The 22,631-nt window shown below is 69.6% G+C and carries 19 protein-coding genes; 8 read left to right on the top strand and 11 right to left on the bottom strand.

What is annotated here, in order from left to right:
* Positions 1-22: 22 nt before the first annotated feature.
* The 4 genes from ACZ7LU_RS01525 to ACZ7LU_RS01510 form a co-directional block, all read right to left on the bottom strand.
* Positions 23-1,123 (bottom strand): sugar ABC transporter substrate-binding protein, encoded by a 1,101-nt coding sequence (locus tag ACZ7LU_RS01525; RefSeq protein WP_398305665.1) that lies wholly within the window; start codon positions 1,121-1,123, stop codon positions 23-25.
* 122 nt (positions 1,124-1,245) lie between these two features.
* Positions 1,246-2,445, bottom strand: coding sequence for an ROK family transcriptional regulator (locus tag ACZ7LU_RS01520; protein WP_468085267.1), 1,200 nt, complete (start codon positions 2,443-2,445; stop codon positions 1,246-1,248).
* Between the two features lie 140 nt (positions 2,446-2,585).
* Positions 2,586-3,464 (bottom strand): DMT family transporter, encoded by an 879-nt coding sequence (locus tag ACZ7LU_RS01515; RefSeq protein ID WP_471916452.1) that lies wholly within the window; start codon positions 3,462-3,464, stop codon positions 2,586-2,588.
* 152 nt (positions 3,465-3,616) lie between these two features.
* Positions 3,617-4,333 carry an MmyB family transcriptional regulator gene (locus tag ACZ7LU_RS01510; RefSeq protein ID WP_471915324.1) on the bottom strand — a complete coding sequence of 239 codons (717 nt, stop codon included), beginning with the start codon at positions 4,331-4,333 and terminating at the stop codon, positions 3,617-3,619.
* A gap of 569 nt (positions 4,334-4,902) precedes the next feature.
* On the opposite strand from ACZ7LU_RS01510, the gene ACZ7LU_RS01505 reads away from it, so the two are divergent.
* The 8 genes from ACZ7LU_RS01505 to ACZ7LU_RS01470 all read left to right on the top strand — a co-directional run bounded on the left by ACZ7LU_RS01505 (position 4,903) and on the right by ACZ7LU_RS01470 (position 14,445).
* A complete protein-coding gene (locus tag ACZ7LU_RS01505; RefSeq protein WP_471915323.1) occupies positions 4,903-6,753 on the top strand; it encodes a non-ribosomal peptide synthetase in 1,851 nt (616 codons plus the stop codon).
* A 29-nt stretch (positions 6,754-6,782) separates the two neighbouring features.
* Positions 6,783-9,803, top strand: coding sequence for a beta-ketoacyl synthase N-terminal-like domain-containing protein (locus tag ACZ7LU_RS01500; protein WP_471915322.1), 3,021 nt, complete (start codon positions 6,783-6,785; stop codon positions 9,801-9,803).
* Positions 9,796-10,944 (top strand): MupA/Atu3671 family FMN-dependent luciferase-like monooxygenase, encoded by a 1,149-nt coding sequence (locus ACZ7LU_RS01495; protein ID WP_471915321.1) that lies wholly within the window; start codon positions 9,796-9,798, stop codon positions 10,942-10,944. Before ACZ7LU_RS01500 ends, ACZ7LU_RS01495 begins: the two co-directional genes overlap by 8 nt.
* Positions 10,945-10,947: 3 nt before the next feature.
* A complete protein-coding gene (locus ACZ7LU_RS01490; protein WP_398305647.1) occupies positions 10,948-11,502 on the top strand; it encodes a gamma carbonic anhydrase family protein in 555 nt (184 codons plus the stop codon).
* Positions 11,492-12,259: a transporter substrate-binding domain-containing protein gene (locus tag ACZ7LU_RS01485; RefSeq protein WP_471915320.1), complete on the top strand. Its 768-nt coding sequence runs from the start codon at positions 11,492-11,494 to the stop codon at positions 12,257-12,259. Before ACZ7LU_RS01490 ends, ACZ7LU_RS01485 begins: the two co-directional genes overlap by 11 nt.
* Entirely contained in the window at positions 12,256-12,786 is a 531-nt protein-coding gene (locus ACZ7LU_RS01480; protein ID WP_398305641.1) for a flavin reductase family protein, read from the top strand. Before ACZ7LU_RS01485 ends, ACZ7LU_RS01480 begins: the two co-directional genes overlap by 4 nt.
* Positions 12,783-14,066, top strand: coding sequence for a homoserine dehydrogenase (locus ACZ7LU_RS01475; protein ID WP_471915319.1), 1,284 nt, complete (start codon positions 12,783-12,785; stop codon positions 14,064-14,066). Before ACZ7LU_RS01480 ends, ACZ7LU_RS01475 begins: the two co-directional genes overlap by 4 nt.
* A gap of 76 nt (positions 14,067-14,142) precedes the next feature.
* On the top strand, positions 14,143-14,445 hold the full coding sequence (locus ACZ7LU_RS01470) for a putative quinol monooxygenase (protein ID WP_471915318.1): 303 nt from the start codon (positions 14,143-14,145) through the stop codon (positions 14,443-14,445).
* Positions 14,446-14,518: 73 nt separating this feature from the next.
* Here ACZ7LU_RS01470 and ACZ7LU_RS01465 read toward each other — a convergent pair whose 3' ends face one another.
* The 7 genes from ACZ7LU_RS01465 to ACZ7LU_RS01435 all read right to left on the bottom strand — a co-directional run bounded on the left by ACZ7LU_RS01465 (position 14,519) and on the right by ACZ7LU_RS01435 (position 22,512).
* On the bottom strand, positions 14,519-15,391 hold the full coding sequence (locus ACZ7LU_RS01465; RefSeq protein ID WP_468306365.1) for a carbohydrate ABC transporter permease: 873 nt from the start codon (positions 15,389-15,391) through the stop codon (positions 14,519-14,521).
* On the bottom strand, positions 15,391-16,338 hold the full coding sequence (locus ACZ7LU_RS01460; protein ID WP_398305633.1) for a carbohydrate ABC transporter permease: 948 nt from the start codon (positions 16,336-16,338) through the stop codon (positions 15,391-15,393). Before ACZ7LU_RS01460 ends, ACZ7LU_RS01465 begins: the two co-directional genes overlap by 1 nt.
* 27 nt (positions 16,339-16,365) lie before the next feature.
* Positions 16,366-17,628 (bottom strand): extracellular solute-binding protein, encoded by a 1,263-nt coding sequence (locus ACZ7LU_RS01455; protein ID WP_468713259.1) that lies wholly within the window; start codon positions 17,626-17,628, stop codon positions 16,366-16,368.
* A 150-nt stretch (positions 17,629-17,778) separates the two neighbouring features.
* Positions 17,779-18,672 (bottom strand): carbohydrate ABC transporter permease, encoded by an 894-nt coding sequence (locus ACZ7LU_RS01450; RefSeq protein ID WP_471915317.1) that lies wholly within the window; start codon positions 18,670-18,672, stop codon positions 17,779-17,781.
* Positions 18,673-18,693: 21 nt separating this feature from the next.
* Positions 18,694-19,641 (bottom strand): carbohydrate ABC transporter permease, encoded by a 948-nt coding sequence (locus tag ACZ7LU_RS01445; RefSeq protein WP_471214818.1) that lies wholly within the window; start codon positions 19,639-19,641, stop codon positions 18,694-18,696.
* Between the two features lie 116 nt (positions 19,642-19,757).
* Positions 19,758-21,191, bottom strand: coding sequence for an N-acetylglucosamine/diacetylchitobiose ABC transporter substrate-binding protein (gene ngcE / locus ACZ7LU_RS01440; protein WP_471915316.1), 1,434 nt, complete (start codon positions 21,189-21,191; stop codon positions 19,758-19,760).
* Positions 21,192-21,537: 346 nt separating this feature from the next.
* Entirely contained in the window at positions 21,538-22,512 is a 975-nt protein-coding gene (locus ACZ7LU_RS01435) for an epimerase (protein ID WP_471915315.1), read from the bottom strand.
* Positions 22,513-22,631 lie beyond the last annotated feature (119 nt).

Below are 22,631 nucleotides of genomic sequence, written 5' to 3'. Positions count from 1 at the left end.
ACGGATTTACCGCAAGCGGGGGTTACTTGATACCCGCGTCGTCGCACGCCTTCTTGTACTGGGCGGTGCAGATCTCGCTGACCTTGTACACCTTGTCCTTGACGATCGTGTCCGCGACCTCGTCCTTGGTGATCGCCTGCGCGTCGTACAGCTTGGCCGGGATGCCCTTGAAGTCGCCGCTCAGCGAGTCGACCTTGCGGTCGGTGAGGGTGTCGATGCTCTTGCCCTTGAGCAGGTTCACGGCGATCTCGGCGGTGGTCTCGGCCTCCGGCCGGATCTGCTTGTAGATCGTGTAGTCCTGGTCGCCGCTCAGCAGGCGCTGCACGCCCGCGAGTTCGGCGTCCTGGCCGCCGACCGGGACCTTGATGCCGCGCTGCTTGAGGGCGGTGATCACGCCGCCCGCCATGCCGTCGTTGGCCGCGTAGACGCCCTGGATGCCGTCCTTGCCGAGCTTGTCGATCGCGGAGGACATCTTCTTGTTCGCCTCGTCGGGCGACCAGTCCGGGATGTCCTGCTCGTACGCGATCTTCTTGACCTTCTTGTCGAGCACCGAGTGGGCGCCCTTCTTGAAGAAGGGGGCGTTCGGGTCGGTCGGCGAGCCGTTGATCATGACGACGTTGGCGTTCTTGGCCTCGGAGCCGAGCGCCTTGACCATGGCCCCGCCCTGGAGGCGGCCGATCTTCTCGTTGTCGTACGACACGTAGGCGGCGAGGGGGCCCTCGGCGAGGCGGTCGTACGCGACGACCTTCACGCCCTGCTTCTCGGCCTGCTTGACCCACGACTTGGTCGACTTGTAGTCCACCGCGTCCAGGATGATGACCTTGACGCCCTGGGTGACGAGCGCGTCGAACTGCTTCTTCTGGTTCTCGATGTCCTGAGCGGCGTTGTTGTACTTGACCTTGCAGTCCGAGCAGAGTTCCTTGATCTTCGCCTCCATGATGGGGCGGTCGAAGGTCTCGTAGCGCGTGGTCTTGTTCTCGGGCAGCAGCAGGCCGATGGTCTTGCCGTCGCCGCCGCTCGCCTTGTCGTCGTCGCCGTCTCCGGCCTTGCCACAGGCGGTCATGGCGAGTGCCATCGAAACCGCGGCCGTGCCTATGACGACGCGACGCGTCATTGCGTTCATGGTGGGGTGCCTCCCTGACGAGGCCGCGTCGTTGCGGCCGAGGTGGCTCGAAGTCAACTCGGCCGCCACACCAGCGTCAAGGAGTAAATCCTTAACGAGATGACAACGGTGCCATGCGTTATCTAAGTGAAGGCAGGGGTGCCCGCGGGCAGCGTTCCGTCCAAAAGGGTCGAATCCCCCATCTCGCTGAGCGCGAGCGCCAGCGCGCCGAGCACCTCGGCGCGGCCGCCGAGCGCCCCGGGCAGGACCGACAGCTGACGCGCGGCGCTCGGGATCGCGTACCGCCCGACGGACTCCCTGATCGGCCCGAGCACCAGCTCACCCGCCTCGGCGAGGTCACCGCCGAGCACGACACGGGAGGGGTTGAGGAGGTTGCAGAGGTTCGCGACGCCGCTGCCGATGTGCCGCCCGACGTCGGCGATCACGCGCCGGCAGCCCGGGTCGCCGTCGCGCGCGAGGCCGACCACCCGCTCCATGGTCAGGTCGGTGCCGTGGCTCGACTGGAGGAGCGGCAGGACATAACGGGCGGCGGTGAAGGTCTCCAGGCAGCCGCGGTTGCCGCAGCGGCAGACCGGGCCCGACTCGTCGAGCGTGATGTGCCCGATCTCGCCCGCGGTGCCGCCGGGGCCCCGGTAGATCCGCCCGCTGATCACGAGCCCGGCGCCCACACCGCTCGCGACCTTGATGTACGCGAGGTCCTTGACCCCCCGGCCGCTCCCCCAGACCAGCTCGCCGAGCGCGCCGAGGTTGGCGTCGTTGTCGACCTGCACCGGCACGCCGAGGCGGCCCGCGAGCTCCTCGGCGGGCTTGGTGCCGGTCCAGCCCGGCAGGATCGACGTGGAGCCGAGGGTCCCGGACTCGACGTCGATGGGTCCCGGCACGCCGAGCCCCACTCCGGCGATCTTCGTACGGTCCACTCCGGTGGCCGCGATCAGCCTGCTGACCAGCTGCTCGGCCCGGTCGAAGCCCTGCGCGGCGGACGCGTCCACGTCCAGCGGCTCGGACTCCTCGGCGAGCACCTGGTGGGCGAGGTTGCCGACCGCCACGCGCAGGTGCGTATGGCCGAAGTCGACGCCGATGACGATGCCCGCGTCACCGCTGAGCGAGACGCTGCGGGCCCGCCTGCCGCCCGCCGAGGTGGGTGTGACCTCGACCGTCCCGCCGTCCTTGAGCTCCCGGACGATGTTGGAGACCGTCGCGGCCGACAGGCCCGTCGTCCTCGCGATCTCCGCCTGCGTGAGCGATCCCGCGAGCCGCACCGCGCGCACGACCCGCTCGAGATTGGCCCGGTGCAGAGACGACTGCGACCCCGGAGTCTCCATTGACTCTCACCCTTTGCCCTCATTCGGGCGACCTGTGGTCCCCCGTGACACCGGCCTCTGGAACGGGTACCGGGCCATGTACAAGTTGTGAACTCCAAACTCCGCTGAAGGAGCTGCCGCAGTCAAGTCGTTGACGGAAATCAGGAGTCGGCTGAGCTCTCCTCGCGCGGCTTGCCGCGCATGCGCGACACGGCGACACCGGACAGACAGAGGAGTCCGCCGAGGAGCGCGAGCCAGCCCGGCACCTCACCGAGGAACAGCCACGACATGAGGATGACGAGCACCGGCACCGCGTAGGTCGTCGTGCCCATCTTCCCCGCGGTGCTGTGGGAGATGGCGTAGGCCCAGGTACTGAACGCGAGGGCGGTCGGGAAGACGCCCAGATACACCACCTGGAGCGTCGCCGACGTCGGGGCCCTGCCCACCTCCGACACGAACTGCCCGACGAACGGCAGGCACGCCACCGCTCCGACGAGCGCGCCGAACGTCGTCACCTGCAGCGGTGTGGCGTGCTTGAGCGTCGGCTTCTGCAGCACCACGCCCACCGCGTACACCACCGCCGCGACCAGGCAGAGCAGCACGCCGAGGACAGAGGACGACTCGCCCCCGCCGGAGGTGGCGATGCCGACCACCACGGCCCCGGCGAACGAGACCGTCATGCCGGCCATCAGCTTCGGCGGGAAGCCCTCCTTGAGCAGCCAGCCGCCGAGGAGCGCCATCAGGATCGGCCCGACGTTGACGATCATGGAGGCCGTACCGGCGTCCACCTCCCGCTCGCCCCAGTTCAGCGCGACCATGTACGCGCCGAACCAGAGGGCTCCGGAGGCGGCGATGCCGAGCCAGGCCTCGCGGGGCGGGAATCCCTCGCGCCGGGCCAGCAGGATGGCGCCGAGCACGAGGGACGCCACCGCGAGGCGGCCGAAGGCGAGCGCGCCGGGGCCGAAGTGCTCGCCGGAGCTGCGGATCGAGATGAACGACGAGGCCCACAGCACCACCGTGACGGAGGCGGCCGCGAGCACGAGGCCTTCCCTCTTCTTCGGCTGCTCGTTCTTCTTCGGCTGCCCGGGAGCGTCGGCCGCTGTCGGCGTGCCCGCCGCTCCTGGCGTCGCCGCCTCTTGTGCCGCCCCTGTTGTTCCCGATGTCGTTCCCGGTGTTGTTCCCGACTCTCGGCTCACGTTCGTGTCCTCCTGGAAGTCACCGGGTCCGGGCCCGCGGTGGGGATGGGGGTCGGGGTTGCGGGGTCGGGCAGCAGGAGGACGTAACGGATCTCCTGCCGGTACGCGGGGAGCAGCACCTGCGACGTGACGGTGATCTCCTCCGCCGAGACGTGCGGGAGGCGCAGTCTGAAGCGGTGGCCCTGCCGGTACGCGATGACGTTGAGGTCCTGGCTCCATCTGCTCCGGCACTCGGGGTCGTCGAGCACTTCGTCGAGGAGCGCGCCGAGTTGGCGGTCGCCGCGGCTCGTGACCAGGGCGAAGCGCAGCTGGGCGAGGTAGACGCCGGCATGGCCCTGCCAGTCGGTGAGCTGTTCGCGCGCCTCGGCCGAGAGGAGGACCCAGCGCAGGAGATTGGCGCCGGGCTCCAGGACCCACGGAAACCAGGTGGCCATGGTCGGCGTGTGGTCGAGGATGTTCCAGGCCTGGTCGACGAGGTAGCCGGGGAACTGCTCCTGGGTGGCGAGGAGTTGGGAGAGGGCGCACCGGGGTGCTCCGTCGACGGTGCGTCCGGGTACGGCCGGGTCGGCGTCGGCGTGCACGTTCCCGTACAGGGCCAGGCGTTCGTCCGGGCCGAGCGCCAGCGCCGTGGAGAGCCGCATCAGCGCGTCGGGCGTGAGCGGCACACCCGCGTCGCTCTCCAGATTGCGGTACCAGCGCTCGCTCACTTCCATGCGCCGGGCGACTTCTTTCTGGGGCAGCGGCTTGCCGCGCTGCATTTTCTTTCCGGCGGTGGCCCGCCACGCACGCAACAAGTCCGGGAGCCTCGCGGTGTGCTGAACCACCTGGAATTACCTCTCAGTTGCGCCATACACGCGTCGTGCACGGGCCCGAAATGGAAACGGGCCCGCCGAAACAAGATCATCACGGCCGAGCCCGCATACTACCGTCACTCCCAGAGCACGCAGTGTGATCTCCGGCACCCGCGCCCCTGACCTGCCGGTGTGCCGGTGCGGCAGCGCGGGTCGCCCAACGAGCGGCAAATATTTGCCGGTTACGCGATGCCATGCGGTGCGAGGCGGCAGATATTTGCCGCTTGACGGTGATCGTTTTTCACTGGAAGCATCATCGCCAGATGTCACGGAGAACGTTTCCGATTCGTTCCGTCTCCGATTCCCCCTTTGATTCGTTCTCGATTCGTTTCCGATTCGTCTCCGATTCGCTTCCTTCTCCGTTTCGTTTCGTTTCCGATTCTGTTTCGCTTCCGTTTCAGGCCGAAACCCCATCCCATGGAGAGTTACCCGTGCAGGCGGTCGACACCCTTTTGAAGCGGGCGTGCGAGAAATTCGCTGACGCGACCGCGATCACCTCTTCTGCCGATTCGATGTCGTACTCCGCGCTGCTGGCCCGCGCCGGGCAGGTGGCGGACGAGCTGCGGGCGCAGGGCATCGGCAGGGGCGACGTCGTCGGCATTCTCGGGCGGCGCGGCGCGGCGGCCGTCGTGGCCGTCCTCGGCGTGTGGATGTCCGGGGCGATCGTCATGCTCGTCGACGACTCGCTGCCCGAAGTGCGGCGCGAGACGATGCTGAATTCCGGTCCCGCCCGGGCGACCGTCGACTGCGCGGACGGTCACCGCGTGGCGCTGCGGCCCCTCGCCCCCGGGGAAGAGGGCGCCACGCCCGCGGACCTGGACGACGAGGACTACGCGTACATCGCCTTCACCTCGGGTTCCACCGGCCGGCCCAAGGCCATCGTCGGCAGCCACACGGGCCTCTCCCATTTCCTGGAGTGGCAGTCGGCCGAATTCGGCATCGGCCCGGACGACCGTTTCGCCCACCTCACCAATCTCTCCTTCGACGTCTGGTTCCGCGACGCCCTGACGCCCTTGATATCGGGCGCCACGCTGTGCGTCCCGGACGAGCGGCACCTCGATGCCGACGGCGTCCTCGCATTCCTGCGGGACAACGAGATCACGGGCTTCCACCTGGTGCCCTCGCTCGGCAAGGTGTGGCTGTCCGCCGCCGCGCAGACCGCGCCGCTGCCCACCGTCCGCCTCTCCTTCTTCGCGGGCGAGCCGCTGGACGGCGCCCTGGTGAGCAGCTGGCAGACGCTCTTCCCTCAGTGCCAGGTGGTGAACCTCTACGGCCCCACCGAGACGACGCTGGCCCAGCACTTCCACCGCGTCCCGCGGGACCCGGCCCCCGGGATCCAGCCCGTGGGCCAGAGCCTCCCCGGCTCGCGCAGCCTCGTCCTGGACGAGAAGCGGGAGGTGTGCCCCGACGGCACCGCCGGTGAGATCCACATCGCCGCCGGCCACCCCTCGCACGGGTATCTGGTCGACGGCCGGATGGTCTCGCCCTTCGTCGAGCTGCGGATCGACGGGGAGCGGGTCGTCGCCTATCCGACGGGAGACCTCGGACGGCGCGGCGCGGACGGCGGCCTGGAGGTCCTCGGCCGGGCCGACGACCAGATCAAGATCGCCGGTGTCCGCATCGAGCTGCAGGAGGTCCGCTCCGCGATCCAGTCGCATCCGAGCGTCCGCGACGTGTTCGTCTGCGCGCAGGAGGACCGGTTCACGAAGGTCATCGTGGCCGTCGTGGAGGGCGACGCCTCGGCCGAGCGGGAGCTCCGCGACTATCTGGGCGGGCGCCTGATGAGCGTCATGCTCCCGTCCGCCTTCCTCTTCCTGCCCGAGCTGCCGAAGCTGCCCAATGGCAAGGCCGACCGGAAGGCGCTCTCGGAGGCCGCCCGGGTGCACGTCCAGGAGCGGGCCCGGCGCGCCGCCGACGAGCGGGCCGCCGCCGCGCGGGAGCCGGGCGCGCAGAGCCGCTCGGTGGCCGACCGGCTCGAACGCATCTGGCTGGACGTGGCCGGTGGCGGGGCGGGGCCGCTGGCCGACCGCGAGGCGAACTTCTTCGACGTCGGCGGGACCTCGCTGACCATCGTGGTCCTCCACTCCGAACTCCAGCGCGAGTTCGGCGTGCGCTTCCCGCTCGTCCGCCTCTTCGAGCACGCGTCCTTCAACGCCCAGCGGCGCTTCCTCACCTCCGTGACCGACGAGCCGCGCGACCGCGCGCCGAGCGCCCCGGCCGCCGCGGGCCGCGCCACGCGGAGCCGTGTGCTGTCGACCCGGCGCGCCCGTCGCCGCCCGTAACCACTCCCTTTACCCGAGCAAGGATGAACATGGAAAGTGACGACGAGCTGATCGCCATCGTGTCGATGGAGTGCCGGCTGCCGCAGGCCGACGGCGTCGAGGAGTTCTGGCGGAAGCTGGTGGCCGGCGAGAGCGCCATCAGCGACCTCACGGACGCGGAGGTCGCCGCGGCCGGCGTCCCCGCGGACCAGCGCTCGCGCCCGGACTACGTGAAGCGGGCCGGAGTCCTCGACGGCCTCGCCGAGTTCGACTCCACGTACTTCGGCTACTCGCCGCGCGAGGCGGACATCCTCGACGTGCAGCAGCGCCTCATGCTGGAGTCGTCGGTGTCGCTCCTGGAGCGGGCCAACATCGATCCGCACCGCACCCGGCAGCGGATCGGCGTCTTCGCCGGTTCCGGGATGAGCACGTACCTCTTCGGTGCCCTGCGCCGTCGCGACCTGGTCGAATCCCTCGGCGAAATGGTCATCCGGCACGGCAACGACAAGGACTTCCTCGCCACGCGGACCTCGTACAAGCTGAATCTGCGGGGCCCCAGCGTCAATGTGCAGACGGCGTGCTCGACCGGGCTCGTGGCCGTCCACTCCGCCGTGCAGAGCCTGCTCCTCGACGAGTGCGACGCGGCCATCGCCGGTGCCGTGCACGTGCGCCTGCCTCAGCAGGCCGGATACCGCCACCAGGTCGGCGGCGTGCTCTCGCCCGACGGGGTCTGCCGGCCCTTCGACTCCGGCGCCAACGGCACCGTCTTCACCAACGGCATCGGGCTCGTCCTGCTGAAGCGGCTGCGCGACGCGGTGGCCGACGGCGACGAGGTGCACGCCGTGATCGCCGCCTCCGCGGTGAACAACGACGGTGCGGAGAAGGTGAGTTTCACCGCCCCCAGCGTCTCCGGCCAGGTCGACGTCTTGAGCGACGCCCTCCAGATCTCCGGCGCCAAGCAGACGGACATCGCGTACATCGAGGCGCACGGCACGGGCACCGCGCTCGGGGACCCCATCGAGATCGAGGCGATCAAGCAGGCGTACGGCCTCGACGGCGACCCCTGCGGCATCGGCTCGCTCAAGGGCAACTTCGGCCACCTCAACATCGCCGCGGGCATCATCGGCCTGATCAAGGCGGCGCTGGTCCTCAAGCACAAGTACGTGCCGCCGACCGTCAACGTCGACGAGGTCAACCCGGCCCTTGAGCTGGACGGTTCGCGCTACTTCGTCACCACCGAAGGCCTGCCCCTCGACCGCGGCACGGACAACTGGGTCGGGGTGAGCGCCTTCGGCATGGGCGGTACGAACGGCCACGTCATCCTCAAGAGCTTCGAGCCGGACCCGGCCGACCCCGCCGACGGGCCCGCCGCCGTCCCCGGAGCCGCCGAGGGGCCGAGCGTCCTCACCTTCTCGGCCCGGTCCGAGGCCGCCCTGCGCAACCAGGCCGCCGCGCTGGCCGACCACCTCGCCGCGCACCCGGACACCTCCCTCGCCGCGGCCGCGTACACGCTGCGCGAGGGCAGGACGCTGCACCCCTACCGCGCGTCGCTGGCCGCCGTCGACCGGGCCGAGGCGATCACCCGGCTGCGCGCCGGGCGCTACCACCGGGGAGCCGAGGCGGACCCGGCCGGGATCGCGTTCGTCTTCGCCGGGCAGGGGACGCAGCGCCGGGCGATGGGCGCCGCGCTCACCGCGACGAACGAGCACTTCGCCCGGCGGCTCGACGAGGCCGTCGACGCGGTGAACGAGCACACGGACTTCGACGTGCGGGCCCACCTCGGCCCCGACGGCGAGGTCGACGGCATCGACACCTCGGTGGCACAGCCGCTCCTCTTCGCCGTCGAGTACGCCCTGGCGACCTCGCTCATCGACGCGGGCGTCCGGCCGGGACACGTCCTCGGCCACAGCCTCGGCGAGATCGTCGCCGCGACCGTCGCGGGCGTCTTCGACCTGCCGACCGCGGCGGCGCTCGTCGCGACGCGGGCGCGGCTCATGGGGCGCTGCCCGAGCGGGGCGATGCTCGCGGTGGACCGCCTCGACGCGTTCGCGGACCTCCTGTCCGGCGGCGACCTCGTGGTGGCGGCGACCAACTCGCCCGCCCAGCACGTGCTGTCCGGCACCCACGAGGCCGTCGAGGCGGCCGCCGCACGGGCCGCCGACGCCGGAGTCCGGCACCAGCGTCTCGCGACGTCGCACGCCTTCCACTCGCCGCTCATGCGGGACGCCGCGGAAGCGTTCCGCGAGTTCCTCGGGACCGTCACCCTGCACGCGCCGCGCATCCCGCTGGTCTCGAACATCACCGGCCGCCTCCTCACGGAGTACGAGGCGAGGAGCCCGCACTACTGGGCGGACCACCTGCTGCGCCCCGTCGACTTCGCCGGGTCGATGGAGACGCTGCGGGAGGCGGGCGTGCGCAGGTTCGTCGAGATCGGCCCCGGCCGCTCGATGAGCAACCTGGTGCGGGCCAACCTCGCGTCCGAGTCCGGTCCTGGCCTCGACCTCGCGCAGACCCTGGGCGAGCCGGAGCACGAGGAGGAGTCGTTCGCGGACGCGGTCGCGCTCGGCTGGGCCGTCGACCCCGAGGTGCCCATCGAGGAGTACGCGAGCGCTCCGCGGATGGTGCCCCTGCCGACGTACGCGTTCGAACGGCACGTGCACTGGGTGGAGCCGGTACTCGGCTTCGGGACGGAGGACGTGAGCGCTCCCGCCACGCCTGCGACCGCGCCCCCGGCCGATCCCGCACCCGCGTCTGCATCCGTATCCGCGTCCGCTCCGGTGTCCGCGCCTTCGGCGGCCGCCGCCGACGACGACCTCGACGGACCGACCGAAGAGATCCGCAAGGTCGTCGCGAAGATCTTCGAGACCTTCCTCGGGGGCCCGGCCGCCGACCACGACCGCGAGTTCTTCGAGCTCGGCGGGAACTCTCTCATGGCCATCCAGCTGATCAACAAGCTGCGCGAGACGTTCGAACTGGACTTCTCCGTCCGGGACTTCTACGAGAACAGCTCGGTCGCGGCCACCACGAACGTCATCAAGTCACTGCTGCTCCAGGAGCCCGCCCGTGTCTGACAGTTCCTTCCTCGACGCCGGACAGCTGGCGAGCCTCAAGGCGAAGCTGAGGTCCGGGTCCGAGCCCACCGCCGACGCACCTCCGCCGCCGTCCCTGCCCGACCTGGGCGTCATCTTCTTCTCCGGGCTGAGCGGCGACAGTGACCCCTACGACCTGCTGCTCGAAGTCTCCCGCTATGTCGACGGGGCCGGGTTCGGCGCCATCTGGACGCCGGAGCGGCACTTCACCGACGCGGGCGGCGCCTATCCCAACCCGGCCGTCCTCGGCGCCGCCCTCGCGATGATCACGGAGAACGTGCGGATCCGGGCGGGCAGCATCAACCTCCCGCTCCACAACGTCCTGCGCGCCGCCGAGGAGTGGGCGCTCGTGGACAACCTGTCCGGCGGGCGCGTGGATCTCGCGGTGGCACCCGGCTGGCACGCGCGGGACTTCGTCCTCAACCCCGACGCGTTCGAGGACCGGGCCCAGGTGCTCAACCGGTCGCGCGAGCAGTTGCAGGACCTGTGGCGCGGCAACACCGTCCAGCGCACCGACGCCCTGGGCGAGAGCCACGACATCCTGACCTTCCCGCGGCCCGTCCAGCCGGAGCTGCCCGTCTGGCTGACCTCGTCCAAGAGCGAGGACGCGTGGCGGTTCGCGGGCGAGAACGGCTTCAACGTCCTGTCGGCGCTCATCAACTTCGGCCCGCCCGAGCTGAAGAAGCGGATCGACATCTACCGCGAGGCGCGGGCCCGGGTGGGGCTCGACCCCGACTCCGGCGTCGTGTCGCTGATGCTGCACACCTACGTGGGCGCCGACATGGACGAGGCCGTGGAGACGGTCAGGCCGGCCATGATCGAGTACCTGAGCTCCTTCGTGACGCAGCACGCGACCTCCGGCCAGAGCGAGTCGCGCGACAAGTCCGAGACGCTGCGGAGCCTCGACCGGGACCGGCAGGAATTCCTGGAGATGGTGTTCCAGCGGTACGTCACGTCGAGTTCGCTCATCGGCGATGCGAAGCAGGCCCGCGCGACCCTTGAGGGCTTCCACGAGATGGGCGTGGACGAGGTCGCCTGCCTCGTCGACTTCGGACTTTCCAAGGACGAGGTGCTCGCCAGCCTCGCCCGCCTCTCCCCGCTGCTGCCGAAGAAGGGGGCCTGAGCCGTGAAGACGTACAGCTTCGAGGGCATCGAGCCACGTATCCACCCCAGCGTCTACGCCTTCGACGACGTCGTGGTGATCGGGGACGTCGAGATCGAGGAGGGCGTCAGCCTCTGGCCCGGTGTGACCGTGCGCGGCGACAAGGGCAGTGTGCGGATCGGCCGCGGGTCGAACATCCAGGACCACGCGATGCTGCACTCGGACCCCGGGCAGCCGCTGACCATCGGGCCCGACGTGACGATCGCCCACAGCGCGGTCCTGCACGGCTGCTCGGTCGGGGCCGGCACGGTCGTCGGGATCGGCGCGGTCCTGCTGAACGGCGTGTCGGTCGGGGCGAGTTCACGGGTCTCCGCGGGTGTGGTGCTCAGTGCCGGGCCCGTCCGCCCGCCCAGGAGCCTCATCGCGGGCAACCCCGCGACCGTCCTGATGACGCTGAGCGACAGTGACGTGGCCGTGCTCGACGAGACGGCCGCCGAGTACCGGGAGCTGGCCGCGCGGTACCGCGCGGGCCTGCGCCCCCTCGGCCCCCGCCCCGAGGCGGCCGGCGTTGTCGAGTAGCGCACGCGAGCGCGGAACCCTCCGCGTCGGGTTCCAGCGGCACACTCCGCCGTTCTCCTACGTCGCCCCCGGCACGGACGGCACGGCCTTCGAACCCGTCGGCTACTCCGTCGATCTGGCCCGCCTCGTCCTCGCGAAGGTCTTCGACGGCACGGAGCCGGTGCCGCGGATCGAGGCCGTCGAGGTCACGTCCACCACGAGGGAGGGCCTGCTCACCGAGGGCCGCATCGACATCGAGTGCGGGTCGACGACCATCACCGAGGAGCGGCTGCGGCGCCACGCGTTCAGTAGGCCCATCTTCCGGACCTCGCACCGGGTCGCCGTGAAGTCCGGTGTGCGAGCGGGCCCGCTGCGCGTGGTCGGCATCCAGGGATCGACGAGCCAGGCCGCGCTCGAAAGCGCACCGGACCCGGGCTTCGCCTTCACCTTCACCGGTGTGCCGTCCATCGGGGCGGCCCTGGACGCCTTCCTCGACGACCCGCTCGTCGACGCGATCGTGGCGGACGAGGTGATCCTCCTGTCCCTGCTGCGCGGCGCCGGCCGGGCCGGGGACGACGTCAGCCTGCTCGACGTGCGGCTCGGCGAGGAGAGCTACGGATTCCTCCTGCGGAAGGACGACCCGGAGTTCGTCCGTGCCGTCGACGCCGCGCTGGCCGACGTGTTCGCGTCCGACGCGTACCCCACGCTCCTCGACACGTGGTTCGACGAGCTCCCCGATCCGACGAGCTCCCCCGACCGGAACAGGCACCCGCGATGAACACCACCGACACCGCTCCCTCCGTACTGCAGGACACGTTCAAGGACGTCATGGCCGGCGTGGCGACACCCGTGTCGATCGTGACGGCCCTGGCCCACAACGGCGCGCCGTGCGGTGCGACCGTCAGCGCCTTCTCCTCCTTGTCGGTCTCCCCGCCGATGGTCCTGGTCAGCCTGGACAGAAGGTCGCGGACCCTTGAGGTGATCCGCGAGTCGGGGCGCTTCGGGCTCAATGTGCTCGGCGCCGACCAGGGCGACCTGGCGATGTCGTTCGCGGCCAAGGGCGGGGCCGACAAGTTCCGCGGGACGTCCTGGAGCATCGAGCACGGCCTGCCCCGCGTCGCCCGCGCGTCGGCGTGGATCGCCTCGACCGTGGCCGACTTCGCGGACGGCGGCGACCACGTCATCGTCCTCGGCCGCGTCGACGCAGCGGAGGCCGCGGCGGGCCGGGCGCCGCTGGTCTACCACCGGCGCCGCTTCGGCACCCACCAGCCCTGCCACGACCCCGCCCGGGGGGTGCCGGCATGACGCACCGGGTCAGGGTCGGGCTCCTCGGCTGCGGCACGGTGGGGGCGGACTTCGCCGCGCTGCTGGTCGAGCGGCGGGCGGCGATCGAGTCCGTCACGGGCCTGTCGCTCGAGCTCGTACGGATAGCGGTGCGCGATCCGCTCAAGCCGCGGCCGCCCGCGCTGGCCGCGGAGCTGTTCACCGGCGACGCCCACGACGTGGTCAAGGCCGACGACGTCGACCTCGTGGTCGAGCTGATCGGCGGCACGTCGGCCGCCGGTGAGCTGGTCATGGCGGCCCTTGACGCCGGGAAACCCGTCGTGACCGCCAACAAGGAGCTCATCGCGAGCGCGGGCCCCGCGCTGTTCGCCGCGGCCGACCGGGCGGGCGTCGACCTCTTCTTCGAGGCCGCCGCGGTGGCCGCGGTGCCCATCCTGCGCCCCCTGCGGGAGTCCTTGCAGGCGGAGGACGTGACGCGGGTGGTCGGCATCGTCAACGGCACCACCAACTACATGCTGACCCGGATGACGGCCGACGGCCTCGACTTCGACGAGGCGCTGGCGAAGGCGCAGGAGCTGGGGTACGCGGAGCCCGACGCGACCGCCGACGTCGAGGGCGCCGACGCGGCGTCCAAGATCGCCATCCTCGCCTCGCTGGCCTTCAACCGGTCGGTCGTGGCGGACGATGTCAGCAGGGAAGGCATCGCCGGGCTCGAACGGGAGGACTTCGAGCTGGCCGACCGGTTCGGGTTCGACATCAAGCTCCTCGCCGTGGCGGAGCGCTTCTCCGGCGGCGGGGCGGTGGGCGCGCAGGTCTTCCCCGCCCTGATCGGGCGCGAGCACCCGCTGGCCAGCGTCCGTGACAGCTTCAACGCGGTGTTCCTCACCACCTCCGCCGCCGGTGAGCTCATGTTCTACGGGCACGGGGCGGGCCCCCGCCCGTCCGCGTCCGCGATCCTCGGGGACGTGACGGGCGCGGCGGACCAGCTGGTGCGCGGCACGCACCGGCGCGTCCCCGTCGGCCCGCCCGCGGTCATGCGGCCGACGCGGGACCTGGTGCACTCGTACTACGTCCGCGCGGACGTCGACGAGGCGCCGGGCGTCCTGTCCGAGGTGACGGGGGTGTTCGCGCGGCACGGTGTGTCGATCCGCACGGTGGACCAGCACGGCTCGGAGTCGCGGGCCCGCATCGTGTTCATCACGTTCCCCGCACCCGAGCACGCGCTGCACGCCGCGCTCGACGAGCTGCGGGGCCTCGGCCAGGTGCGGCGGGTGGGCCGGGTGCTGCGCATCTACAAGTAGCCATCCCCGGCGGCCCGTTGACGCCGCGCAGAACGACAACACCACAGCACGACACAGCACCAGAGGAGTCCCACCCATGTCCCAGCCGATCCAGCTCGTCATCCACATCACCACCCAGCCGGGCCGCGGAAAGGAGCAGATCGCCGCCTTCGAGCGTCTCGCGCCGCTCGTCCGGGCCGAGGACGGCTGCCTGCAGTACGACCTGCACCAGGTGAGCGGCGAGCCCGACCGGTTCGTCCTCATCGAGCGGTGGGCGTCGCAGGAGGCGCTCGACGCGCACGACGCCACCCCGCACATGGTCGAGGCCGACGCGGCGAGCCCCGCGTTCCGCGCCGGTCCCGCCCGGGTCGTACGGCTCGACGCCGAGCCGCTGGCCTGACGCGCGCCCGTACCCGTAATCCGAAGAACGGCCGTCCGGAGCCCTCCGGACGGCCGTTCCGCGTATCCGCCGACTACTTGACGGAGCCTGCCGTGAGGCCCGACACCACGTGCTTCTCGATGAAGGCGAACAGCACGATGACCGGCACGATCGCCACGACGGACGCGGCGAAGAGGTAGTTCCACTGCACCGTGTAGTTGCCGATGAAGTTGTTGATGCCGACCGTCAGCGGCTGCTTGTCCGGTTCGGTGGTCAGGGTGAGGCCCATCACGAACTCGTTCCAGGACGTGATGAAGGTGAAGATCACGGCCGTGACGACGCCCGGCAGGGCGAGCGGCAGCGTCACCTTGATCATGGCGCCGAAGCGGCTTGTGCCGTCCACCATGGCGGCCTCCTCCAGCTCCGGCGGGATCGAGCTGATGTAGGCCGTCAGGATCCACACCGCGAAGGCGAGGTTGAACGCCGCGTTGGTGAGGATCAGCGTCCAGACCGAGTTGAGCATGTCCAGCTGGTGGAACTGGCGGTAGAGGCCGACCAGGAGCGCCGTGGGCTGGAACATCTGGGTGACGAGGACGAGGAGCAGGAAGAGCTTGCGGCCGCGGTAGCGCATGCGGGCCGTGTAGTACGCGGCGGGCAGCGAGACGAGCAGGACCAGCAGGGTCGCGCCGCCTGCGACGAGCAGCGTCACCTGGAGGTTCTGGCCGAGCTCGGACTCCTTCCACACGTCGATGAAGTTGGCCCACTCCAGGTTCTGGGGCAGGTATGTGCGGTCGCGGAGCTCCTCCTTGGGGCGGAGCGCGGTGACGATCATCTCCAGGTACGGCGCGAGGAAGACCGCGGCAAGGAGCCACGCGCAGGCCGTGATGACCAGGGTGCGGGGCCGGAAGGCGCGCTTGGGTGTGCGGCCCTTTTTCGGCGCAGGGCGGGTCGCCGTCGCGGTGGCCATCAGTCCTCCTCGTTCCACCGGCTGACCTTCAGGAAGATCAGCACGAGCACCACGACCATCAGGAAGTTGACGACCGACATGGCCGCGGACTCGCCGATGTCGGTCTCCTTCAGCTTGTACATGAACACCATCGACGTGGAGGTGTCGTAGCCCGGGCCGCCCTGGGTCATGGCCCAGATGATCGGGAAGGAGTTGAAGACGTTGATGAGGTTGATGACGACGCCGACGAGGAAGGCGGGCCGCAGCATCGGGAGCGTGATGTGGCGGTACGTCTGCCAGGTCCCGGCCCCGTCGATGCGCGACGCCTCGTAGACGTCCTGCGGGATGGTCTGCAGGCCCGCAAGGAGCGTGTACGTGGTGAAGGGCAGCGACACGAAGACGGCGACGGCCATCATCCACGGCCAGGCGGTCTCCGGCTTGCCGAGCCAGTCCTTGGAGCTGTCGATGAGGCCGAGGTCGAGCATCAGCGTGTTGAGCACGCCCGCGGTCTGGTTGAGCATCCACTTGAAGCCGATGGCGGTCATCAGGACGGATGCCGCCCAGGGGGCGATGAGCGCCCAGCGGGTGATGCGGCGGCCGGGGAACTTCTGGTTGAAGAGCTGGGCGAGGGCGAGCGAGAGCAGCATCGTCGCGGTGACGACGACGACCGTCCAGATCACGGTCCAGGTGAGGACGGCGCCGAAGTCGCTCTCCTCGAAGAGCTTCTTGAACTTGTCGGTCCCGGCGCTGCCGCGCACCTTGCCGGAGATGGAGATGTTGAGGAACGAGGTGCGGATCAGCTCGACGACGGGCCAGACGACGACGGCGAGGATCAGCAGGATGACGGGCGCTATCCAGGGCAGCGGGCCGAGCCGGGCCAGGCCGCTGCGGCGGCTCACCGGCCTGGGTGCGCGCCCGCCCCGTCCCCGGCCGGACCCGGCCGGGGACGGAGGGGCCTTCAGCGACACGGAAACTCCTTCGTTCGGCGTCGGCCGCTACTTGGCGTCGGCCGCCGCCGACTCCGCCTTCTTCTGGAGGTCGCCGAGGACCTGCTTCGGGTCGTCGGAGACGGCCTTGCCGCCGGTCTTCTTCATCTCGGCGGACACGAGGTCCCAGGAGGTGTCGCCGAGCGGGTAGAACTTGGCGTTCGGCAGCACCTCGAAGAACGGCTCCAAGTCCTTGTGCTTGCCGTTGGTCTTCATCTCCTTGAGCGCGTCCTGGGTGACGGGCATCAGGTTGTACATCTCGTCGAACGCCAGCATCTTCTTGGAGTACGTGAAGTCCAGGAACTTCTTCACGCCCTCCTTCTCCGCGCCGCCGTCCTTGAACGCCATCATCCAGTCGGCGACGCCGAGGGTGGACTCCAGCGGGCCCTCCTTGCCGGGGATGGGCGTGACGCCGTAGTCGACCTTGCCCTCCTTGGCCATCTGGATGAGGCTCGGGTGGCCGTTGAGCATGCCGACCTTGCCGGCCGCGAAGTCGGCGAAGGCCGTCTTGCGGTCGGTGGAGGCGGGGTTGGCGTAGGTGAGGCCGGGCTTGACCAGGTTGGTCTTGAGCCACTCGAAGGTCTCGATGTTCTGCGGGCTGTCGAGGGTGTACTTGCCGTCCGCGTCGGTGTATCCGCCGCCGTTGCCGAGCTCCCACATCATCGTCTCGCCCTGGGTCTCCTCGGGGCCGAGGGGCAGGGCGTAGGGGGTCTCGGCGGCCTTCTTGGCCTTGATCTTCTTCGCGGCGTCGGCGAGTTCGGCCCAGGTCTTCGGCGGGGACTTGACGCCGGCCTTCTTGAGGACGGACTTGTTGTAGAACATGACGCGGCTGGAGGAGACCCACGGGATGCCGTACTGGGTGCCGTCGACCTCGCCGGCCTTGGCGAAGCTGGGTATGAGGTTGTCGCGCGTCTTGGCGGACATCACCTCGTCCGCCTTGTAGAGCAGGTCGTCGGCGACCTTGTCGGCGTAGCCGCCGGTCTGCAGCAGGTCGGGCTCGTTGCCCGCCTGGATCATGTTCTTGACCTGCTTGTCGATCTCGTTCCAGTTGATGACCTGGACGTCGACCTTGTAGCCCTTGTTGGCCGCCTCGAATTCCTTCTTGACCTCGGCCCAGTACACCTTCGAGGCGTTGGACGCCTTGTCCCCGTAGTCGGCGGCGACGAGCTTGATCGTCTTGCTGTCGCCGCTGTCGCTGTCGCCGCCGCAGGCGGTAAGTCCCAGCGCCATGGCGAGTGTTGCCGCGCCGGTGGCGACCATTCGGTTCCTCATGCTGTTTTCAACCCTTCGACATCGGTGTCGACTTGAGCGCTTCCAGTCGCCCCCCGCGGCGCCGTGGCGCAGACACTACTCACGGCCCGATTCGCCTCGACAGGCCTAGACCACTTTCGTGGCCAAGCTGAAATCACCTGCCTCACCAGGTCACTTGAGGGCTCCCGCCGTCAGACCGGCCTGTACCTGTCGCTGGAAGACGGCGTAGACGACGAGCACCGGGAGCATGGCGATGGTGAGGCCCGCGAAGAGCGCTCCCCAGTCACCCCGGTAGCCCTGCGAGACGGCGAGGGAGGCGAGTCCCTGCGGCAGCACGTAGCTCTTCTCGTCCTCGTTGTTGAGCAGCAGCGGGAGCAGGTACTGGTTCCACTGGCCGAGGAAGTTGAAGATGCCGATGCTGACGAGGCCGGGCTTGGCCATGGGCAGCATGATCTGGAAGAAGGTGCGGGTGTGCGAGGCTCCGTCGACCATCGCCGCCTCCTGCACGCCGGTCGGCAGCGTGCGGAAGAAGGAGGTCAGGAAGAAGGTGGTGAAGGGCAGTGAGTACGCGATGTACGCGATCATCAGCCCCGGCCGGGTGTCGAGGAGGCCGAAGTTCTCCATCACCGCGAAGAGCGGGACGAGCGCCAGGATGACGGGGAACATCATGCCGCCCGCGAACAGCATGAAGACGACGCGGTTGCCGGGGAAGGTGAAGCGGGCGATGACGTAGGCCGCCATCGAGCCGAGCAGCATGGTGCCGGTCAGCGAACCGGCCAGGATGATCAGTGAGTTGACGGTGTACTGGCCGATGTTGGCCTTGTTCCACGCGTTGGTGAAGTTCTCCCAGTGGAAGGAGGCGGGCCAGCCCATCGGGTCGCTGAGGATCTCCGCCGAGGGGCGGAACGCGGTGAGGGCGACCCAGATCAGGGGCCCGGCGGCGAGGATCACCCACAGGACGAGGAAGGCGTGCGAGAAGACGTTGAGGGTGGTGCCCGTCTCCTTCTCGCGGCGGGGCGCGTCGGTGGTGGCGGGGCGGGGCGCGGTGGTGGTCGTGGTGGTCATGATGCAGTGGCTCCCGCGGTCTCAGTATTCGATCCGGTCGCGGTTCCCGACCCGCATGACGATCAGGGAGAACGCCATGCTCAGGACGAGGAGGACCACGCCGATGGAGGTGGCGTAGCCGTACTGGCCGTCCCGGAACCGTTCGTAGAGGAAGACCGGGGTCACCTTCAGGACGTGCGGCGGCACCATGACCAGGCAGATGGCGAAGGTGTCGAGCGCCTGGATGCCCATGTAGATCCAGCCGGTGCGCACCGTGTCCCAGATCAGCGGGAGCGTGACGTTGAAGAAGGTGCGGGCGCGGCCGGCGCCGTCGAGCAGCGCCGCCTCGTAGATCTCCCTGGGGATCGCGCCCATCGCCGCGGAGAAGAGCACGACGTAGAAGCCGACGAAGCTCCAGCTGATGACGGTGAGCAGCGCGACGAGGCCGAGCGTCTGGTCGCCGCCGAGCCAGGCGGGGCCGTCGACACCCACCTTGTCCAGGCCGCCGTTGATCAGGCCGCTGTTGGTGTTGAAGACGCGGCCCCACACCACGGCGATGATGGCGACGGACAGGACCTGCGGGAAGAAGTAGACGACCTTGTAGACCGAGGAGCCCGCGACGCCCGCGATGGCCTGTCCCCTGCGGTGCCGGCCACCCGAGGTGATCATGAAGGCGAAGAACATGCCGAGCACGAGCGTGACGACCGGGGCGATGACCAGCAGCAGGGTGCTGACCTGGAGCGAGTCCCAGAAGCGGTCGTCGTTCCACATCTTCTGGTAGTTGTCGAACCCGACGAAGTTCGCGACGGGGCCGCCGGACCAGTCGGTGAACGAGTAGTAGATCGCCTGGAGGAACGGCGAGATGACGAACAGCGCGTAGAACCCCAGCGGCACGGCCAGGAAGCCGACGATGAAGCGGTACTTGTCGAGGGTGCGGTAGCGCCGGTCGTAGCGGACGCGGCGGGGGGTGAAGCGGGGCGGGAGCAGCATCGCGAGACACAGCAGCGGCCAGTTGGCCGGGCGGGGCGGAGGCTTGGCCTCCGCCCGCTTCTTCGTCGGCTTCGGCGGTGGGGTGCCGGCCACCCGGGTGTCGGTCTTCACGCCGCTCAGGCCTTCTTGACCTTGGTGATGTCGGGGTCCTTGAGGATCCGCTGGGAGGCCTTCTCCATGGTGTCCATGGCCTGCTTGGTGCCGATCTGGCCCTGCATGAACTTGTGGATCATGTTGTTGAAGTCCTCGCGGAACAGCTCGTTGTACCAGTCGTAGAACTTGGGGATCACGACGTTGTCCCCGGCGGCCTTGATCGCCGCCTGCGCGCTCGCCGCGCCCGAGGGCAGTTCGAGGCCGTCGATGGCGCCCTTGACGACCGGCATCGAGCCGATCTCCTTGAAGAGGTTGAGCGCGGCCTCCTTGCTGTACATCATCCGCAGCCACTCCAGGCCGCCCTGCCGGTTCTTGGCCTTGGCGGGCACGATGAAGGGCTCACCGGCCGGGGCGAAGAGGGTGCCGAACGGCATCTTGTCGCCGGAGTCCAGGGAGGGCGTGGCGCCCACCGTCATGCGGAAGTCCTTCGGCGTGGTGTCCTTGGCCTCGTTCTCCACCCAGGAGCCGTTGGGCACGAAGAGGCACTTGCCCTCCTTCGTCCACGCGGTCTGCATCTCGGTGTGGGCCTCGGTGCCGTCGAACCCGGTCAGCACGTACTTCTTGGCGACCAGCTCCTCCCAGGCCTCGAAGACGTCCTTGACCGCGTCGTGCTTCCAGGCGCCCGGCTCCAGGTAGTCCATGGCGGTGGTGACCTCGCGGCCGCCGCGCTGGGCGAACATCGCGTACATGCTGAAGAACATGTAGCGCGGGTGGCCGCCGGGGTAGCTCCAGCCGTGGATGCCCTTGGCCTTGGCCTTCCTGCAGACGGCGAGCATCTCGTCCCAGGTCTTGGGATACGAGGAGTCGAGCCCGTCCTCCAGGAGCTTCTTGGAGTACCAGTTTCCGTACACCGTCAGCGCGATGTTCAGGCTGTAGCACTCCCGGCCGCCGAAGCGGCCCATCTCCTCGACGATCGGCACCAGGGTCTCGCGCACGGTGACGTCCGGGTCGTCCCAGGAGGGGGCGTCCAGGACCTCGCTGAGGTCGGCGACCTGCTTGTTGTGCACGAGCTTGCCGGGGTTCATCTGGTCGGCGCCGCTGTTGTTGACGACGTCCGCCGTGGGCTTGCCCCGGACGATCTTCGGCTGGACCTGGGTGGCGATCTTCTCGGTGGACTTCTGCTCGGGATCGGCCTTCGGGTACTTCTTGGCGTACATGTCCGTGACGAACTGGGCGTACTTGTCGCCGTATCCGCCGTTGAAGATGTAGACCGAGAGGCCCGCGTCCTCCTTCACCCCGAGCGGGTTCTTCTTGGACTTCGTGCCCTTCTCGGCCTTGTTCTCCTCGCCGCCTCCGCTGGCGCAGGAGCTGAGCGCCCCCACGGCCGGCACCGCGAGCAGACCGGCGGCCGCCGCCCTCTTCATGACATCACGACGGTTGACGCTGGTGGATCCCATGCTCAAGTCCTCGCCTTCTCCAGGACTCAGGCGGTGAACCGGACCCTCCCCGGCACCGCGGTGGTGTGAAGCTGGGGTCGTGCGCCGGGTTCTCCCACCGGCCAGGGCAGTTGACGTCGGACGCGGACAGGTATAGTCCACTCGCCGTCGGGTGGGCAAGATCGAATACGACTTTGCCCGGCAGCCTTGTCCGAGTTGAGACCTGCGACGATCCCCGGTCGAACCTCTCGCACATCACCGTCCAAAAGCGTGGACTTTCGCGCCGGTTTCCATGGACTTTCCCTCGGGTCACCCGAGTGGCCGGGTGCGGGTCGCGGCCGCGCTCGTGAACGTGCCGCGGCCGTGCTCAGGAACGTGCCGCGTTCCGCCGGGAGCGGGACCGCTCACGGCGCGCCCGGCCCACGAGGTCGGCCGCCGCCGTCGGCCAGGAACCGTGCTCGAAGCCGAACCCGGCTTCCGTCAGCCGCCCGGGCACCACCCTCCGGCTCTTCAGGAGGAGTTCGGTGTCGGAGCGCAGCGCGAAGGCCCCGAGCCCGGCCATCCAGCGCGTCGCGGGCAGCCCGACCGGCATGCCCCAGGCGCCGCGCAGCACGCGCATGAACTCCCGCTGAGGCAGCGGGCCGGGGGCCGCGAGATTGACCGCCCCCGTGATGTCGTCCCGGTCGATCAGGAACTCCACGGCACGCACGAAGTCACGGTCGTGGATCCAGGACACGTACTGGGCGCCGCCCGCGACCGGCCCGCCGAGGCCGAGCCGGGCCAGCCACAGCAGGTAGTCGAAGACGCCGCCGCGGTCGGGGCTCATCACCATGGCCGAGCGCAGGGCCACCTTGCGCGTCCGGGGCGTCGCGGCCCGCTCCTGCTCCCGCTCCCAGTTCCGGGCGATCTCGACGCTGTACGCCCAGTAGTCGGGGACGCCGGGCTCGGCCCCGCCGATCACACCGGTGGCCTCGTCGTTGGGCGCGTCGAAACGGTGGGCGTAGATGGTCGCCGTGCTCATCTGGAGCCAGACCCGGGGCGGCTTCCTGGCACCGGCGATCGCCTCGCCGACCACGCGTGCGGAGTCCACGCGCGAGTCCATCATGGCGCGCAGGTTCTCGTCGGTGTAGCGGCAACTGACGCTGCGGCCCGCGAGGTTGATCACGACGTCACTGCCGTCGACCGCCTCCGTCCAGGGGCCGGGCGTCCGGCCGTCCCACCGGACCTCACCGTCCCGCACCGGACGTCGGGTCAGGACCACGACCTCGTGTCCCGCGGCGGTCAGCGCGCGCCGCAGCACGCCGCCCACCTGGCCGGTCCCTCCCGGCAGCACGATCTTCACTGGCCCTCCCCTGACGCCGACGCCGTACGGCGAGCGTACGGGTCGGTATCCGCTGCCCCGTCAGCACCCTTGACACCACTTGACACTTGCCGCCCTACTAGACCTTGCGCAGCGATCGT

It is taken from the genome of Streptomyces sp. NPDC039462 (assembly GCF_055639375.1).
This window is presented reverse-complemented; position numbering and strand designations above follow the sequence as displayed.

Coding starts and splice junctions, on each gene's coding strand:
- ACZ7LU_RS01525 (WP_398305665.1), bottom strand. CDS start 1,123: ATGAACGCAATGACGCGTCGCGTCGTCATAGGCACGGCCGCGGTTTCG.
- ACZ7LU_RS01520 (WP_468085267.1), bottom strand. CDS start 2,445: ATGGAGACTCCGGGGTCGCAGTCGTCTCTGCACCGGGCCAATCTCGAG.
- ACZ7LU_RS01510 (WP_471915324.1), bottom strand. CDS start 4,333: ATGGAAGTGAGCGAGCGCTGGTACCGCAATCTGGAGAGCGACGCGGGT.
- ACZ7LU_RS01500 (WP_471915322.1), top strand. CDS start 6,783: ATGGAAAGTGACGACGAGCTGATCGCCATCGTGTCGATGGAGTGCCGG.
- ACZ7LU_RS01480 (WP_398305641.1), top strand. CDS start 12,256: ATGAACACCACCGACACCGCTCCCTCCGTACTGCAGGACACGTTCAAG.
- ACZ7LU_RS01475 (WP_471915319.1), top strand. CDS start 12,783: ATGACGCACCGGGTCAGGGTCGGGCTCCTCGGCTGCGGCACGGTGGGG.
- ACZ7LU_RS01470 (WP_471915318.1), top strand. CDS start 14,143: ATGTCCCAGCCGATCCAGCTCGTCATCCACATCACCACCCAGCCGGGC.
- ACZ7LU_RS01465 (WP_468306365.1), bottom strand. CDS start 15,391: ATGGCCACCGCGACGGCGACCCGCCCTGCGCCGAAAAAGGGCCGCACA.
- ACZ7LU_RS01455 (WP_468713259.1), bottom strand. CDS start 17,628: ATGAGGAACCGAATGGTCGCCACCGGCGCGGCAACACTCGCCATGGCG.
- ACZ7LU_RS01450 (WP_471915317.1), bottom strand. CDS start 18,672: ATGACCACCACGACCACCACCGCGCCCCGCCCCGCCACCACCGACGCG.
- ACZ7LU_RS01445 (WP_471214818.1), bottom strand. CDS start 19,641: ATGCTGCTCCCGCCCCGCTTCACCCCCCGCCGCGTCCGCTACGACCGG.
- ngcE (WP_471915316.1), bottom strand. CDS start 21,191: ATGGGATCCACCAGCGTCAACCGTCGTGATGTCATGAAGAGGGCGGCG.